The following is a 16,819-nucleotide window of genomic DNA, read 5'->3' as shown; positions in this document are numbered from 1 at the left end:
CTCTTCAAGTAACATGTGGTATAACATAGAGATTAATTGTTAGATATGTTTAGTTTAATAGAGTTTAGAAGCTAAAGTCAATGAGAATGCGGGATTTCAAGTGGATTAGGTTTAAAAACTCTTAGCAAATTTGAAAGACAGATCGACTTATAATTCACAATGTACATTGGTTATTAATACTCATACATTGTTGCATGCAAACATGCATGCATGTTTGCATGCACATGTACATTCATATATAAGGACAAAGTGGAAACAAGAATGAAACCTAAAGACCGATTATAATTGGAATGACTATGTCCGTCTAAAGTTACGATAAAAATTAACTTTAATGATGAATATAAAAACATAAGGGACTGTTGTTATGAAGATAGAACTGAAGATGAGTGCCACTATAGATTGTATATTAAATTAGAGGGTGCATATTGAATTAACTATACTATTAAAGGTTAACTTAAAAGAAAAGCCGAAGTTACGCTTGTATTATGAAGTAATTAAGAATTTAAAAGCGCATATAATAAATGATGACAATGTAATTAGTAATTAAAATTTACTATTAAATACTAATGTTAATAAGCTTTAAATATTAATAATGAGTGGAGTTTTGATAATGCTTTTGCAGGTAAATATTGAACTAGTTTTAAAATGATCAGTAGATACAAAAGAGTCTCTAAAAGAGATTTTTATATCTAAACTGTATATGAAATATATAATCATTTTAATTCTAGAATTAAAGATGTAAGGGTAGTGAATTTTAATTATTTAATCAAAAGTCTCCTCCACTAGACTTCTTTTTGATCTACCTAATAGGCAGTCTTTACATATAAAAGGCATAATACTTCAGGCGAACTCCCACCACTTCCATTTCATTTAGAAGTGTGATCCTCATGAGGCCTCCAATTCACCTCGTCACTTATAAAAGAGAAAATCCTTGTATTCCCCTTTAGTGCTCTTAGGGATGAAAGATATAAGGCACCAGAACGGGAATTGTAGTTATCCTGATCTAAGGGGAGTATAACTCGAAAGCTAGCTTCATGGATCAAGCACCGTTGCCGTGTTAAGGCGAAGAGGGAAGATGGATCTTCTCAGGACAACGGGTATATCGGGGTCTGTATATGAACGTGAGGGTCTTAGTACATGCCGATGTGAACGGTGCAGCCAATATTATACGAATAGTGCCAAAGGAAAGATTGGGATAGTGACTGGATGGCAACTAGACCATCATTGTGTCAACTGCACTGGTGTTAAGCATCCAGTAATAAGTTGGATGATGCATCAGAAACGACTTCAGCCAAAGCGACATCTTTGCTACGTTGAGGGAGTATTCATATAATAGAAGAATCTATATGAATAAATACTAGTTGTTGACAAGATTATGGAAATTGTTTTATGATACTTGTATAAATAAACCAAATAAGATCCGACCGGGTCACAAAAAGCGAAGCACGCTTAATGCCAACAGGCATTTAGCGTGCTTTTTTGTGTTTAAGCCCTTAAGGAAAGGGGTGTATTCCAATTAAAACCAAATTATCACCAGGAGAGTTAATGAAAATACATAGGATACGAAATGGAATTTCTCAAGAAACACTTGCAGAATCGATAGAATCTTATCAAGTGAGAGTTAGTCGTATAGAATGTGGAACCGAAAACCCTACAGAAGAAGAGATTCTTAAGATTGAACATTCTTTAAAAGTGAAAATATGGAGTAAATAAAGGGGAATAGTGAATGGTATCTCAGAATGATCAAAAAAGGCCTACAGCGATTATAGCTATACCAAATCACACGTTCGCTGAAGGATTAAGAAAACATTTTGAAAATGAAGGTGTACAAATTCTCGATGTTTGCGTAGTAATGGATCATTTAATTGAAAGATTATACGAGCTAAAAGAACAAAAAGTTATAGTGAATGCACTTGTAATATCATCGGATATTGCAACTAAGTTAAAGGACAAGAGATTAGATTATTTAGCAAATATTATTGAGAAAATTCGTGGGGACTTTAGTGAAACATCCATAATTTTTCTCTCGAATGAAAATGAAGGTCATCCTTTACTAGCAGAACTTGTTTCGATGGGGATATACAATATTTTTGTTAAATCATCATCCAATACTGAACCATTGGATATACAGCTACTGGTTAAATGCATACATACACAAAAGCTGTACAGTGATGTGAAAAAATACAAAGACTATGATAGGGATATTCCTTGGAGAAGATTTGTTAACGGGGCTCAACCGATAACGATCAATGTTGAAGCGAAAAGCAGCGATGATCATTTAGAACAAACTAACTCAAGTAAAAGTACACCTGGAAATAGTGATGAAAAAAGAGAAGAAGTACTTAATAAGTCATCACTAGATAGTAAAAGAGAGAAAGTCAAAAATACGGTAAACCACATAGAAGACGATTTAGAAGATGTTGAGCTTATGTGGTTATTACCGCCAATTAAACCGCAAGTGATTGTAAAAGAAAGAATAATTGGAAAGTCAATTATTGCAGTTGCTGGTATTGAAGAAGGTGGTGGTAAGACTCATACATCTATTCTGATTGCCAATTACTTAGCTAAGCGGGGATACCTTGTTAAGTTGATCGAATGTAATGACCGTAATGAATTTGAAAACATTGAGACTTCATATGAAGGTAAAAATGTGGATACTCATAGTACTGATGAGTTTTTCATTAACGGAGTAACATATGTAAAAGAAAATTCAGGTCTAGAAATGGCGCAACACCTTACGACTGATCACACTCATGTAATTCTTGATTTAGGTTCATTCGATAGTTCTGAATATATAGAAGAATTCCATCGTGCAAACATCCAAGTCATTGTTGGTTCAGGAAGCGAGTGGAAACAACCGAAAATCAAAGAGTTTTTAGAATTAAATAGAGGGCTAGATCAAAGTAAATGGATATTACTTATACCACTCGTTGAGGCACAAAGTCTTAAGGATATAAGAGCGAGTGTGGATAATATAAATCAAATTTATTCAGTTCCGTATCATCCAGATCCATTTATTAATAGTGATAATACGGATGAAACATTTGATAAGGTTTTTGATGACCAGAGTTACCGGAAAAAGAAAAGAAGAGCGAGCATTGGTGCAGTAATCGGATGTTTGATCGTAATTGCATTAATAATGTTGTTCTATTATCTAAAATGAGGAGTGAATTACATTGTCAGCAATAAGACAGAGAACCAAGAATTTAATCCTAGCAGGTGTAATAGGTGCTATTGTCACAGCAGCAATAGCAGGTGGTGGAATTACTTATCTAATCAAGCAACAAGCTAGAGAAGAAAAAGCGATACGCATAGAATATCAAGCGAAGATTGATGAAGCAGAGAAACTTCTCAGTGAACAGAATGCAGTTAAAAAAAGCGTAGTAGTAACCGCAAAGGAACTGAAGGCAGGCGAAAGTCTTACACGATCTGATTTGAAGTTGATTGAAGTGCTTGAAACCGACGTACCAGAAAATATGGTACCAAGTATCGAAGGCTTACTTGGAAAAATTATTAAAATCGATGCAGGAACAAATACGCCATTAATTAGTTCAATGGTGTTTGAAGAGGGAGCGACACCAAAAGATCTTAGAAATAAAGAATATAATGTGTTTCAGCTGCCTTCACAACTTAAGAAGGGACAATATGTAGACGTTCGTATAACATTCCCAACTGGTCAAGATTACACAGTATTGACTAAGAAAAAGGTGAAGGATCTCTCAGGTAATACAGTTTGGCATGATGTTAATGAATTTGAGATTCTTGCAATGGAGAGTGCTATTGTTGATGCCTATATACATGGGGCAAAGTTGTATGAAATTACCTATGTAGATCCATTTATGCAGGATGAAGCGATCCCTAACTATCCTATTAATCTAAATGTAATAAATTTAATAGAATCTGATCCGAATATTGTGAAAAAAGCAAAGAAGTCTCTAAGTATTTGGAACAGAAATCAACTTGAAAAATCGATGGACGAAATGGATGAAACAGATAAACTGAAAGTTCAAAATGGTAGTGCAATGCTTCAGCAACAACTTGTAAATGACCAAATGGTAATACAACAAAACAATGAAGCTATGTCCAACGTTCAAACTGGACAAAGTAATCTAGAAAATACACCAGAAACAGCGTCTCCAAGTGAAGTGGAAACAAATGATATTGTAAATAATGGTTCTGCTCTACCGGATGATTCGATAGTCCAACCAATAAGTACAGTAGAGAAAGAAAAAGACGTATTTGAGCAGCCATTAGTCAACCCATAAAAAAGGAGGGAAAGCATTGAATAAAACAATGTTTTTTGGAGCGTGCGATATAAGTGACTTACTTCAATATACAAGTAAAATACTTACGGAGACAGGTAAAAAGGTACTCGTAGTTGACAATACATTAGAACAATTTATCTATTTCGGAACAACAAACCATAATGAAAAAATTAAAATAACTGAAAATGATGGTATTGAAACTACATCTGGATTTAAAAACATATCAGATCTTGAAGCATTTCTTCTTAAAAATGATAAATATGATGAAGTCCTTATTCATTGTACAGATCCCGACTTTATAACAAAAGACGATCTGTCGAATTTTAGTAAAAAGTATGTAGCAGTTAATAATGAGAGAATAGTACTCGAAAAAACAATCGATTATATGAATAATCTATTTGCCAGTAAGGGTAAAAGTGAAAATCCAGTTCAGTTTACCAAAATTGTAGTAAGTCATGTTAAGTGTGACATAGCTGAGGACTATTTAGAAACTATCCTAGGGAAGTTACCAATAGCGTGGTCTGATGAAACATTTGAAATGCTCTATGACGAAGTGGACTTTGTTACAAAGATTAATAATCAACAGAGTGGGAAATTCAACATGCGTCGACTCTCTAGATTATATAAGAGAACACTAATGAAGTTATCCGAAGATATTTCAGGATTAGAAAATAGAGATATAAAAAATGCTTTTAAACAAGCAAATAGGAGGAAATTGGTATGGGGCAAATAGCATTTTGGGGACCGTATCCAGGGCAATCAGGTGTAACAACCAATCTAATTGCAGTGGCAACTATGGTTTCTATAGAATACATGACACAAACATTAATTAGTCATACACACGGTGGAGTATCTCCATTAGAATCAATATTTATTAAAAATAAAGGGTTTGGTGAACTAGATAATCAATACTCATCAGCAGGTATTGATGCACTAAATCGGTTAGTTCGGAGTAATAAATTAACTCCAGAAATGGTTCGAGATTATACGACTCCAATTTTAAAAAATCGACTTGATCTAATGACTGGGACGACAAAATTGGATGATGAATCGTTTGAAACCATAACACAAGTAATAAGCAGAATATTCGAAGCAGCGACGAAATTTTATGACCTGACACTTATAGATGTGAAAAGTGAGATTGATAATCCCTTAACGAATAATGTAATACAGAACTCTGATGTAATCGTTGTAAATTTAAATCAAAATGTATCAGTCTTGAATACATTCTTTGAGAGTAATCAGATTAATGATCTATTGAAGGATAAGGAATATGTGATTGTATTAGGCCAATATGATAGAAATTCAAAATATACAGATAGTTATATTAAGAGAAGTTTTAATTGTGATAAACCAATATATACAATACCTCACAATTCGAGCTTTATGGACGCATGTAATGATAAGTCAGTAGTTGAATTTTTATTAAAAAATAAAAATATCAGACCTGATAATGATAATTATCATTTTATTGAGGAAGTACGGAAGTTTGCCAAAGGAATACTTGGAGCTGTAGCTATTGATACAAAGGTTTATAGCGGACGGGGGGCTTAATTATGCTGACGAGTCAGTGGATAAATATAACACTGATTGTCCTAGTTGTCTTAGTGATCGGAATCCTTCTCTTTTTTAAACTTACTGATAAAAGAGAAACTTCTGATAACCCTCAAGATCTGGACAAGAAATATACGATCCCAAGTATGATTGAGTACGTAGAACTTGCTCTGAATGAAATGACTACGAGTAATTTATATAATCTTGCTTTATCAGAGGAAGAGTACAATCGTGAAATCAATCAAAGATTGCTGTTGAAAAAAGCATTAAAAGGTTCTACTTATGGAGATCGTAATGAAAAAAATTATGTTAAAAATACAGTCTATGACCTCCTGTATAAAAATTATGGTTTAAATGAAGAAAATATTAACAGAGTTATTCCATTTGATAATAAAAAACTTCTAACTTCTCAGGATAAATTTGAAATAATTCTTCATCTTTACAAGAAGAAGTATGGAATGAATGCTTTAACAAATATGATTGAAAATCACAGTCTAGCTGAACTAAAGGATGTTATCGAAGATTCAGAAACAGAGTCATACATTATTACAAATGATGAAATTGACGAAGTGTTTAGAAAAGATCAGAAAAGTCTCTCATTCGATGACAGGTTGAACATTATTGTACAAAGGATCTATCAGCAATTTAAAGGATTTAGTGTTATCGATGATATTCGTGATATGCGGATTGATGGTGTTTCTGGAGGGGTATCTGGTATTCCATTAAGTCAAGTCGATCCTGATGATGATTGGTTAGTGGGTACTAATCAATCTAAACTCGAAACGATTCCTTATGCTCATGATAGTGTATGGATATTTTTTAAAGGAAAACCCATTCATTTATCCTTTCTCTCGTTTAAAACAGAATCAGAATTAAAGAGAGTATGCCAGAATATCTACCGTTATAACAATCCTGGTCAATTGTCAGATGGAAACGGATATAAGGTCAATGAAATGAAGGATGGTTCGCGTGTGGTTGTGGTTAGACCTGGTTTTTCTGAGACATGGGCCTTTTTCGTTAGAAAATTCGATACGGGTAGTGCGCATCTAGAAGAATTGATTCCAGAAGACGAAAAAAATCGATTATTGATTATTAATCTTCTCATTTACTTAATTAAGGGATGCAGAGTTACAGCAGTAACAGGGGCACAAGGATCCGGTAAAACAACTCTATTGATGGCTTTGGCTAGATATATCCACGCGTCCTATCCAATACGAGTTCAAGAAATGACTTTTGAATTACACTTACGGAAAATCTATAAAAATCGTAATATTTTGTCCTTCCGTGAAACAGATACAATCTCAGGGCAAGCAGGATTAGATCTTGGAAAAAAGACAGACGGAGCTGTAAATCTTCTTGGTGAAGTCGCAACAGATCCTGTAGCAGCATGGATGATTCAAATGACTCAGGTAGCAAGTCTATTTACGTTGTTTTCACATCACGCTAAGACCTTTAAAAATCTAATTGAATCTTTAAGAAACTCATTGCTAAAAACTGGAGTGTTCGATAATGAAAAGATTGCAGAGATGCAGGTAGTTAGTGCATTGAATTTTGATATTCACATGAAGAAAGATGAGGACGGAAAAAGATATATTGAAAGGATTACAGAGTGTGTATCTCTTGATCAAGACACAATTTATCCAACAGAATATCGTAATTCACCTGATCCTCAAGCTAAATGGGAAGCATTTATGGACACGACTGCTGAGTTTTATCGAAGAACAACAGACCGTAAATTATACGAGGCTAGAAATATCATCGAATACCGTGATGGTGGGTATGTTGCGGTAAATCCAATCTCAGATCGTAGTATAGAAGAAATGCTGGAGATGATGTCTCCGCGTGATAAAAAAGGATTTGTAGAGTTCACACAAGAGAATTGGGGATGAGTTAACGTGAATAAAAATACCGAAGTTGCATCCGCAGGTCTGCAGGTGATCAGCACCTTAATCTTAGATGTTCACATGAGTAAAGATCAAAAAGGTAAAGACAAATCGATAGATTAATTGAGATATCGAATGAAAACTATTAAGTTCTTGAATTATCAGTTCAGAGCTCGGGGGGGGATGTAAGGTGGATTTAAAAGCCATAGCTATTGTAACGCTTATTAGTTCAATTTTTATGAGTGCGGTCCTTTATTTATTGATGAAGTTACTCAATCGAAAGTCTGAAAGAGATGGTACTCAAGAAATATATCGGTCCTATGAAGAATTAACAGGCTCAAGCAAACATAAGTGGAAAAAGAAATTATACCAATTCATGCAAGATTCATATGTGGCTCTATTAAAAGTACCTATTGTTCGAAGATACGTACTAAAAATAAGAAAAAGGCTCCAATCCATTCATGCATATGATGAAAAAACTATGCGACGTGAGACTATAATAATAGTGTTTTCAACAATCGGTATATTCTGTTTCGCAGTTCTTCTTTTAATGTTCATAAACCATGATCTATCATTTATTTTCATGGTGCTCCTGACAGCACTGGTAGTAAACGGAATGATGATTGACCTTTTTGTACATCGTGTTGATGACAGGTTACTCATTCAACTTCGTGATCTGTTAAAAGATGTTCGTCACAATTTTCATCAACATGGGATGATCGAAGATGCTTTATATGATTCGTCTGAATCATCAGATCATGAATCAGCACTTCACGCTAAAAAAATCCATGAGGTTTTGACTGCAAGCAATCCCGAAGAGAAGCTTCAGCTATACTATGAGGCTGCACCAAATCGATTTTTAAAGACTTTTGCTGGAATATCCTATTTAGTTCAAGAGTTTGGAGACAAGGTTGTTAAAGATGGGTCTCTATACTTGAGTAATTTAAATAAACTTACAGAGGAAATCAACTTAGAGATAATTAAGAGGAAGAAACTAAGTTATTTATTCAAAGGATTAACAGCGATTGCAGTTATTCCGATTATCGCTACAAAACCGATCGAAATATGGGCAAGTACTCAATTCCCTTTAATGGATGAGTTTTATAAAAGCAAGGCAGGATTTCTTATGAAAATAACTATATTCGCTGTCGTACTTGTGTCTTATGTATTGCTTAAAAAAATGCAAGATCAGCAGGAAGCTACTTATGTTTCAAAGGTAAAGAAGAATCCTTGGGAAAAATATATTCTCAAGATTCCAGGGGTTGGGTGGTTCGTTGATCGTCTTTCTCCAGCACGTAGGACAGGCGAACACTTTAAGATAAGTAGATTGTTAAAGGAAGCCAATGCAAGTTTTTCAATGGAATGGCATTATCTTCACAGGTTTTTGTTATGTATTGTTTTGTCGATAGGCATGTTAATTTCTTTTTCAACTATGCACTATATTTCGATTAACAATGTCATGACATCACCTACAGCGAACTCCAATGTATTTGGTAAAATGTCTCCTGAAGAATTGCAGAAGGCCAATGCATTGACTGAGTTTGACAATAACATTATTAATCAAGTGAAGGGGGTGAAATATGATAATTTACAAGACAGGGTAGTTCAGCTCATCAAGGAAAATGAAACTACAGATTCTAATGTAACAACATTAAATAATACAACCATTAGAATTCTTTCGAAGATACACGATATTAACTCTGAGTATCTTATGTGGTGGGAAATTCTAATTTGCGTCCTATTAGGATGGATAGGGTATCAAATTCCCTATTGGGTTTTATTATTCCAAAAGAAATTGCGTGCGATGGACATGCAAAATGAAGTGGATCAATTTCACACAATCATAGCTATGCTTTGCGAAATTGATCGAATGTCTGTTGATGTAATTCTCGAATGGATGGAGAGATTTTCTACTGTTTTTAAGGCCCCACTCCATAAATGTGTACAGAATTTTGATAGTGGAGCGGAGCAGGCTTTGGAACAGGTAAAACTCGATGCACCATTTATACCTTTAGTTAGAATTATTGAAAAACTGCAATTATCTGTTGATAGAATACCTATTAAGCAAGCTTTCGACGATCTTGAAACAGAACGAAAATTTTACTTTGATCAACGTAAGCAAGCTTATGATGAGATGATTGAAACCAAGTCAAGCTGGGGTAGAATGATTGGATTTCTCCCTATGTACGCGATAATTTTTCTTTACCTTGTAATACCGTTAGTGTATATGAGTTTTCAACAATTTGGAACGTATTATAATCAAATAAACCAACTATAAAGGGAGATAAAAAATTATGAATAACGCATCAACCGCACTAAAGGTTTCAGCAGGTATCTTTTTAACAATCGCCTTAATAACTATCGTCGTTGTATTGTTTACTACTGCTCAAGAAGCAACGAAATCGGCACAAACCAACTTCTCTTCTATCCAGGAAGAGCTAGATCAAACTGCGTTCACTGTGTATGACAATACAACAGTATCAGGAAGCCAAGTTTCTAATGCATTGCGTAAGTTCAAGGACAAAGGGCAGTTTGGCGTTCAAGTTATCACTGGTAAAAACCCAGTAGGTACATGGTACTTTCATACAGTAAATACTATTGTTCCGATTGGAAGTACTGGTTACGGTTCGGTTACCGGAACAACAGCAAATGGTACCATTGCTGATGCATTGAATGAAGCTAATAACGATTATATTAACCCTTCAGGTAAATTCAAATCTACAATCGTAAAAGACAACAGTAACGTTATCCGTGCTCTTATCTTTTCACAAAACTAAAATCATGGAATGGGGATGTTACTTCAACATCCCCATTCTAAAATCAAGGGTGATATTTAATGGGATTGGGAGAAAACGCAAAAGATGCAATATATAACAGTTTTTATACTCTAGTTTTCGTAACATCATTAGCACTTTGTTTTTATTTATTCACGACTACTTCTGATGCTATACAGTTAACATATAAATCGAACGACCAATCAGATAAAAACATTCATACCACATTGCAAGTACCCGCTGCATACAGCGTAAAAGGATATGAAGTAAGACAATCAATCTACCAAATCAATGAAATAGGAGTAGATATTCAAGTAGACAGTATTACCTTTTCTAAGAACTTGGACCCTAGTATCGTAAATGTTTCAGGAATTGACTGGAATAGAGATTATAGTCTTTTGGTTAAGAGAGACGTTGAAGGTAATGTTATCCGTGTTGAATACAGATAAGGAGGTGTTTCTATGGGAAATAGTATATCGAAATTTGTAGCAGTATTATTAGCGATTTGTTTATTGTATATGTGGCCAATTTCAACAGCTTTAAATAAACAAGATGATATTTCAACTTTAATTGTGCTAAATGCTACGACAGAATTTGTCGATGCTGTAAGAGATAAAGGATACATAACCCCAACAATGTATAATCAATATTCTGAAAAATTAATGCTTACAGGTAACGCATATGACATCGAGATGGAACATCGTCATAAACGTTATGATCCAAACTATAATGATGCTGGAGTTTATCTTGGCGGTTACACAGTGAACTACGAAGGGTTCTACAACTCTCAAATTAACTCGGTAATTTTCCCGATGACTTCTTCAGATCCAATAGATAGTCCGAATCGAGTATATAAATTAGCAGAAAGTGATTTTTTCTCAATTTCAGTGAAAAACACCAATAGGACAGGAGCTACATTGGTATCTGATATTCTGACAAATTCAATAAATAGTCCTACCGCTAAAATAATCATTGCATATGGAGGCATGGTCCAAAATGAAGATTACTAAGTACGCTATCATTTTTGTACTCATACTGCTTCCTTTCTTTATCATTAATAACATCAACATGGAACATAATCGGAAAAACCTAATTAATGAAATACGGTATAACCGAGCTATGGATACAGCAACACAGGATGCTGCAAGAGCTCTAATAATTAACTCGTCTCTAAGCGAAGAAGCAAAGTATGAATTTGTGAAGAAAGTGAAAATCAACAAGGTAGAAGCAGTAAATACCTTTTTCAATTCTCTTTATATGAGTTTCGGGGTATTTAGCGATCCAGTGGGTCAAGGCGTTATTAATAGTTATGTGCCGGTACTTATAGTTATTGGTTATGACGGCTTCTATGTGTACCATTATGAAGAATACTTAAATGCTTCAGGGGAAACGGAGTTAAAGCATGTATGGAGTCCTAAAAAACCATATGCCTACACGGATATTGCTGGGAACAGTATTTCTTTCACGTTGGACGATTATGCGATAGTGAACAGAAATGGCGATCAAAAGTGGTTCGAAGGTTTCAGATCAGAGATTGCTGTAAGCTCGGGAGTTTCACTCTTGGACAATGCTAATACATTCGATCAAGTCAGACGAATAACTATAGTAAATGCAATACAAAAAGACTTAGAACACTACATTAACGAGTATAACAATTCTTCGAAGCGTATTGGTGCATCGTATACATTTACATTGCCTCTTATTAGTCAAGAAGAATGGAATAATACGATAGATGATGTCGGTGTAATGTCATTCTTGCAGGGGATCCCTATGGGTGAGAAGCATTATAACAATTATGCTCTAGGTGGAAGCCGTATTATTAAGAAACACGAATATATCGCGATTGTCGCTAATGGTAGAAAGTATTTCTATTCTCGAAAATCGTGTACATCTAATTTTGATACTGTGGAAGTATTCACATCCCCAAAAGCTGCAGCGAACAATGGATATATTCCATTAGATTGCACGGTAGGGTATCGAAAATAGTAGGTTCCAATTTTCGCCAAAACACTACAAGTTATCTATAATAAAGGTATAAGATTAATTATAATACTTTTTAGGAGGAATATAAGATGAAAAAGACGTTATTATCCATTGCAGTAACAGCCCTGTTGCTAGGGGCGATCTCCATCCCAGTTCAAGCAGCAGAAAGTGCCATTCCTAAAAACAAAATTATTAACGTTCTACTGGACGGAAGAAAGATTATCTTTCAAGGTGGTAATCCCTATATGGATAGTGCCAATCGGGTTCAAGTTCCTTTTCGTGGGATAGGTGAAGCGATGGGGGCCAAGGTTGATTTTGCTGGAAAGGTGGTTTCATTCAAGAAGGGTGAAGATGCGATCCAACTGACCTTGGGTTCAAACACCGCCGTGGTCAATGGTAAATCCGTCACGATGGATTCTAAAGCCACCGCCACCAATGGACGAACCTTTGTACCTCTTCGTTTCATTAGTGAGAATTTGGGAGAGATCGTCCGCTGGGATGGTGAAGGTAATATGGTCTGGATCGGGGAAGAGAAGATCTTTACTCAAGAGGAGATTGCCGGTGCAGGTGAAGATATTAGTAAATACGCTTGGTTCTATAAGGGGAAAGAGTATTTAATGAGTAATGCCAAGGATGTTCCATACACTAAAGTTCATGCGCTTTCTATTGATCAGTTTCCTGTGAAAATAAATAATTATATTATTTATGATATGTGGACCTACAAACAGAATGGGAAAAGTTACATCGCTATGAGACATTCACATACAACACCTAATATCTATTTTCTAACAGACATATTCAAACCGAAATTTAGATATCCATCGGTAGAAGATTCAAAAAAGAAGGATATTAAAACGGATAGTTATGAGGTTATGGAATATGGAGATCAAAGGGATGGGGATATGCATCCTGAAAAGTTCAGTATCCAACAAGCCAAATATATTGGATTTGACGTTGATTCCGCATCGATTGTGTTGTTGAAAAACCCTTGGAAATGAGGTCATCTATTGTGAAGCAACTGCAACGCATATTCATAGTAATCATAACGATCACCCTCTTCATCGGTGGTTTCACACCATTTATTACTTCTGTTAGTGCGGCAAGCTTATCATTACCAACATCTCCGGATGCAGATAATCGGAATATCCATTACTTTGTTGGTTTCGGATACCATTCTATATGGCAACGAACCAATGGCCAGTGGACAAGTGATGGCCATCCCGGTGGTCCATCAGATATGACATGGGATTATGGATTTAAATTTCCAAACCGAATTATTAAAAGCGTGAAGATCGAGCCTTTCGTCTATGACACGATTAATAGTCGCGTCAAGGTGAGTGAAGACGAAAATAATGATGGGCTAAAGAATCTCGATGATATTTTCTATAAGTCGCGCTACAAGCAAATAGAATATGCCCAATTCAAAAGAAAAATGGTCTTGGAAAATACATTTACGGCTGTTAAAATATCCGGAAACGAGAGTGGAATCAGGACAGATGATGTTACTGGAAAAGTGAAGGTTAATGGAATAGTTAATGCTCCTGAACCAGAGAAACTCATACCAGGACCAGGATTAGACCCCTCCCTTAAAGGAGAACAACATTATTATCCGATCTTTTATACCATTGAGCTTGAACCTAAAGAGGGTGAAGCGATTATTAAACACTTTACCACCACAGAAATAAGTTTAGATGGTGTATCTGGTTTCAAGGATGAAAAAAAGGAATTAATAGTAGGCGAAGATTATACCCCCAAACATACGTCAGGTACGGCAGATTACGTGTATAAAGGTTACAAAAAGAGTACGCTCTCAGCCCCTTCGGGTGGCAGTATTGAGACAGGGGATCCACCGGAATTAAAGCCTTATGACGGAAGCTTTCTAGTCTATTATATTTACTATTTTTATGAAGGTGCCGAACCAGACATACCGGATCCACCGCCTGGTGAACCTAACACAGTAGTATGTACAGATCCATCACCTGGAGCCTCTATGAATGGTGTTGATCTTAACCCTAACGTGAGAGCAGTCATTAAAGCGGATTCCCGTGGTAACGAACAATTCGATGTTCTACAAGGGATTCCAACGTCAGAAAGTCTCTACGGAAATGTGTGGTCTAAAGATTATCTATATAAATTTGGGTATCAACAAATGGCTGGAACGTGTACGTATACGGTGAACGTTACGTTGGCTCCGGAAGAACCGGATCCTGATGCACCACCAATACCAGATCCACCGGCACCAGACCCTGATGCACCACCAGAAGAACCGCCTGCGGGTCCTTCTGAACAAGTTACCGTAGTACGTGACTATTCATTCTGGACGATCCTTAACGTGGAAGTTCATAAAATCGATGAAGCGACACTCATGAACTATGCCTTTAATGGGAATGGCATTCGGATAACACCAAGTGGATACAATTCTCCAACCTATGCTACGTCTCAGAGTAGTGGTTATGAACCGGCATCGGTCCCTGAAACCGTTGAAGCGATGCCAGATCAAGATGCTCAAGACGCTGCAGAAATGGCCGTTGGTGAGGTTCGGGTAAAGAATGATACGTTCACTTTTTATACTCAGACATTAATGAATGGATCAGAGACAGGAGGACGTGGGTCAACACCATCCGCGATTCCTACAGCACCGATGACCGGTGACAATGTGTTGTATAGCCCTGGGAATATGATACCTAGTAGTAAGACGAACAAAGCGAACCAACCCAGTTCAGGAACAATTTATTATAGCCAGGTTAATGGATCCGCGAATTTGAATTACCCGATCAATGGTATCAATACTGTAACTGTTCACACACCTACGGTAGTTTATGCAGATGCAACGGATGATGCAGCACATAATCAAAAAACGGTTCCGAATTATTCTCGGAGAGCTTTTATATTGGATAGACCATTTACAGTTACCATTCCAACAAGTGGTCAACATAGAAATATTCCGGGATATGGAGATCGAGATTACGCAAAATATATTAAGACAAAACAGGTGCGATATGAATTTGATGTCTATTCATCTGACAAATCTATCTTCTATCCAAAAGATACTTGGATCACAATTCCTGTCAATCAGTTAAATACAACGTTCTTTACACCTGTGTGGGTAGAAGAAGGCGATTATACGGTCTATTTTAGATCTATCGCTGAGAATGCTCCAGACAGTTTTACTACTCAACAAGATGCTAATCTTGATCTAACACATCATGTCGCAACAGATACTGTTCCCGTAGAGGTTATTGGAAGACTATATGACTTACGAGTTACCGATATTTCGGATTTTAGTTGGGAAACTGTTTTCCGGCAAGGAAAAGGAAGTAATGTTCCTACGGGTGTTAGCTATTGGGTTGGTCGTAATAGTATAGACGGAGATGTAAGAGGAAACACCGCTCCATATGTCTTGCCAATTATGAGAGGTAGTCACCCTAATTCCGGTTATAAAAATGTTTCAATTAAAACTGGTTATAAATTCACATTCGATCTAAAAACAAAAGGTAATATGTTTGGCGTAAATGACGCGATTAGAATCACCCCAAGTTTCTTTTTTCAAGATAGTGATGCAGCAACTCCGGTTAATAGGGTAGCAGTTGACCTGTATTATCATACGAATGACAAGAAATTTATTAAGATCGGGTCTAGTGATGATAAAGAACGTCGGGATATTGTACTTAATACAAGACTTCGTAATGTGCCGGTCGCTGATATCGTTAATACAGCGGGTACTTTATATGATTTGTTTGCAACTTCCGAAGGTTGGGCAGTTACACGGAATCAATATATAACGTCCTATCAAAAGAGAGCAACAGAAAAAACGTATGTAGGTGGGTATGATATTCAGTTAATGCCTACCCCGTTAAGAACATTCATAAACACTTTTAATAGACCTACTAACGCAAGTGCTTCGCCTTCAAGGGTTAACGCATCCGTACAACAGTGGTACGGTGAGTATAGCCTTCCAGCAGATGTTTATGTTGTACCAAAAGGTTTCGATCTCGTTACCTACGGTAGGAAGAATAGACTAGATGAAAAATCATCTATATTCCTTCGTAATGGATTCATAACACTCAATTTTGATATTGAAACTATTAGAAACAAAGACCTGAATAACCCTCATTTGCAATATTATAATGCTCCGGCAAATGTAAACAATCAATGGTGGGAAATGGAAGGGTATGATGGTACAGATGGTACGCGTGATCATCGAGTAACAGATCCATACGGAGTAACTTATAGCGCGGAAGATGGCGATATCGTTTTTTATCACGCAGACTTGAGTTCATATGACGACTTTTCATCTAGTGGTACTCATTAAAAAAAATAAATAAATGTATACTTAAAAGATTGCCATTTGGCGATCTTT

Annotated in this window: 13 protein-coding genes; all 13 read left to right on the top strand. The window is 36.0% G+C overall.

Annotated elements, in window-relative coordinates; translation table 11 throughout:
* The first annotated feature begins 1,545 nt into the window (after window positions 1-1,545).
* The 13 genes from AC1TO9_RS14590 (at window position 1,546) to AC1TO9_RS14530 (ending at window position 16,771) form a co-directional block, all read left to right on the top strand.
* Window positions 1,546-1,713, top strand: coding sequence for a helix-turn-helix domain-containing protein (locus AC1TO9_RS14590; protein WP_482059587.1), 168 nt, complete (start codon window positions 1,546-1,548; stop codon window positions 1,711-1,713).
* Between the two features lie 13 nt (window positions 1,714-1,726).
* Entirely contained in the window at window positions 1,727-3,163 is a 1,437-nt protein-coding gene (locus AC1TO9_RS14585; RefSeq protein ID WP_482059586.1) for a hypothetical protein, read from the top strand.
* Window positions 3,164-3,176: 13 nt separating this feature from the next.
* Window positions 3,177-4,265, top strand: a complete 1,089-nt coding sequence (locus AC1TO9_RS14580) for a CpaB family protein (protein ID WP_482059585.1) — start codon at window positions 3,177-3,179, stop codon at window positions 4,263-4,265.
* Between the two features lie 16 nt (window positions 4,266-4,281).
* A complete protein-coding gene (locus tag AC1TO9_RS14575; RefSeq protein WP_482059584.1) occupies window positions 4,282-4,998 on the top strand; it encodes a hypothetical protein in 717 nt (238 codons plus the stop codon).
* Window positions 4,986-5,819, top strand: coding sequence for a chromosome partitioning protein ParA (locus AC1TO9_RS14570; RefSeq protein ID WP_482059583.1), 834 nt, complete (start codon window positions 4,986-4,988; stop codon window positions 5,817-5,819). Before AC1TO9_RS14575 ends, AC1TO9_RS14570 begins: the two co-directional genes overlap by 13 nt.
* A gap of 2 nt (window positions 5,820-5,821) precedes the next feature.
* Window positions 5,822-7,708 (top strand): pilus assembly protein CpaF, encoded by a 1,887-nt coding sequence (locus AC1TO9_RS14565; RefSeq protein WP_482059582.1) that lies wholly within the window; start codon window positions 5,822-5,824, stop codon window positions 7,706-7,708.
* A 184-nt stretch (window positions 7,709-7,892) separates the two neighbouring features.
* Complete coding sequence (locus AC1TO9_RS14560) at window positions 7,893-9,980, top strand: hypothetical protein (RefSeq protein ID WP_482059581.1); 2,088 nt, start codon at window positions 7,893-7,895, stop codon at window positions 9,978-9,980.
* Between the two features lie 16 nt (window positions 9,981-9,996).
* Window positions 9,997-10,479: an ABC transporter permease gene (locus tag AC1TO9_RS14555; protein WP_482059580.1), complete on the top strand. Its 483-nt coding sequence runs from the start codon at window positions 9,997-9,999 to the stop codon at window positions 10,477-10,479.
* A 59-nt stretch (window positions 10,480-10,538) separates the two neighbouring features.
* Window positions 10,539-10,925: a hypothetical protein gene (locus AC1TO9_RS14550; protein ID WP_482059579.1), complete on the top strand. Its 387-nt coding sequence runs from the start codon at window positions 10,539-10,541 to the stop codon at window positions 10,923-10,925.
* Window positions 10,926-10,937: 12 nt separating this feature from the next.
* Complete coding sequence (locus AC1TO9_RS14545) at window positions 10,938-11,486, top strand: hypothetical protein (RefSeq protein ID WP_482059578.1); 549 nt, start codon at window positions 10,938-10,940, stop codon at window positions 11,484-11,486.
* The gene (locus tag AC1TO9_RS14540; protein WP_482059577.1) at window positions 11,473-12,462 is read left to right on the top strand and encodes a hypothetical protein; all 990 of its coding nucleotides are present in this window, start codon (window positions 11,473-11,475) and stop codon (window positions 12,460-12,462) included. Before AC1TO9_RS14545 ends, AC1TO9_RS14540 begins: the two co-directional genes overlap by 14 nt.
* A gap of 86 nt (window positions 12,463-12,548) precedes the next feature.
* Window positions 12,549-13,457, top strand: coding sequence for a copper amine oxidase N-terminal domain-containing protein (locus AC1TO9_RS14535; protein WP_482059576.1), 909 nt, complete (start codon window positions 12,549-12,551; stop codon window positions 13,455-13,457).
* Between the two features lie 11 nt (window positions 13,458-13,468).
* Window positions 13,469-16,771: a DUF5704 domain-containing protein gene (locus AC1TO9_RS14530; RefSeq protein WP_482059575.1), complete on the top strand. Its 3,303-nt coding sequence runs from the start codon at window positions 13,469-13,471 to the stop codon at window positions 16,769-16,771.
* Window positions 16,772-16,819: the final 48 nt, after the last annotated feature.

The sequence above is a fragment of the Paenibacillus sp. Y916 genome, from assembly GCF_056786435.1.
This window is presented reverse-complemented; position numbering and strand designations above follow the sequence as displayed.

Bases quoted from the DNA above. Each gene is read 5' to 3' on its own strand.
- AC1TO9_RS14590 (WP_482059587.1), top strand. From the start codon at position 1,546: ATGAAAATACATAGGATACGAAATGGAATTTCTCAAGAAACACTTGCA.
- AC1TO9_RS14585 (WP_482059586.1), top strand. From the start codon at position 1,727: ATGGTATCTCAGAATGATCAAAAAAGGCCTACAGCGATTATAGCTATA.
- AC1TO9_RS14570 (WP_482059583.1), top strand. From the start codon at position 4,986: ATGGGGCAAATAGCATTTTGGGGACCGTATCCAGGGCAATCAGGTGTA.
- AC1TO9_RS14565 (WP_482059582.1), top strand. From the start codon at position 5,822: ATGCTGACGAGTCAGTGGATAAATATAACACTGATTGTCCTAGTTGTC.
- AC1TO9_RS14555 (WP_482059580.1), top strand. From the start codon at position 9,997: ATGAATAACGCATCAACCGCACTAAAGGTTTCAGCAGGTATCTTTTTA.
- AC1TO9_RS14550 (WP_482059579.1), top strand. From the start codon at position 10,539: ATGGGATTGGGAGAAAACGCAAAAGATGCAATATATAACAGTTTTTAT.
- AC1TO9_RS14545 (WP_482059578.1), top strand. From the start codon at position 10,938: ATGGGAAATAGTATATCGAAATTTGTAGCAGTATTATTAGCGATTTGT.
- AC1TO9_RS14540 (WP_482059577.1), top strand. From the start codon at position 11,473: ATGAAGATTACTAAGTACGCTATCATTTTTGTACTCATACTGCTTCCT.
- AC1TO9_RS14535 (WP_482059576.1), top strand. From the start codon at position 12,549: ATGAAAAAGACGTTATTATCCATTGCAGTAACAGCCCTGTTGCTAGGG.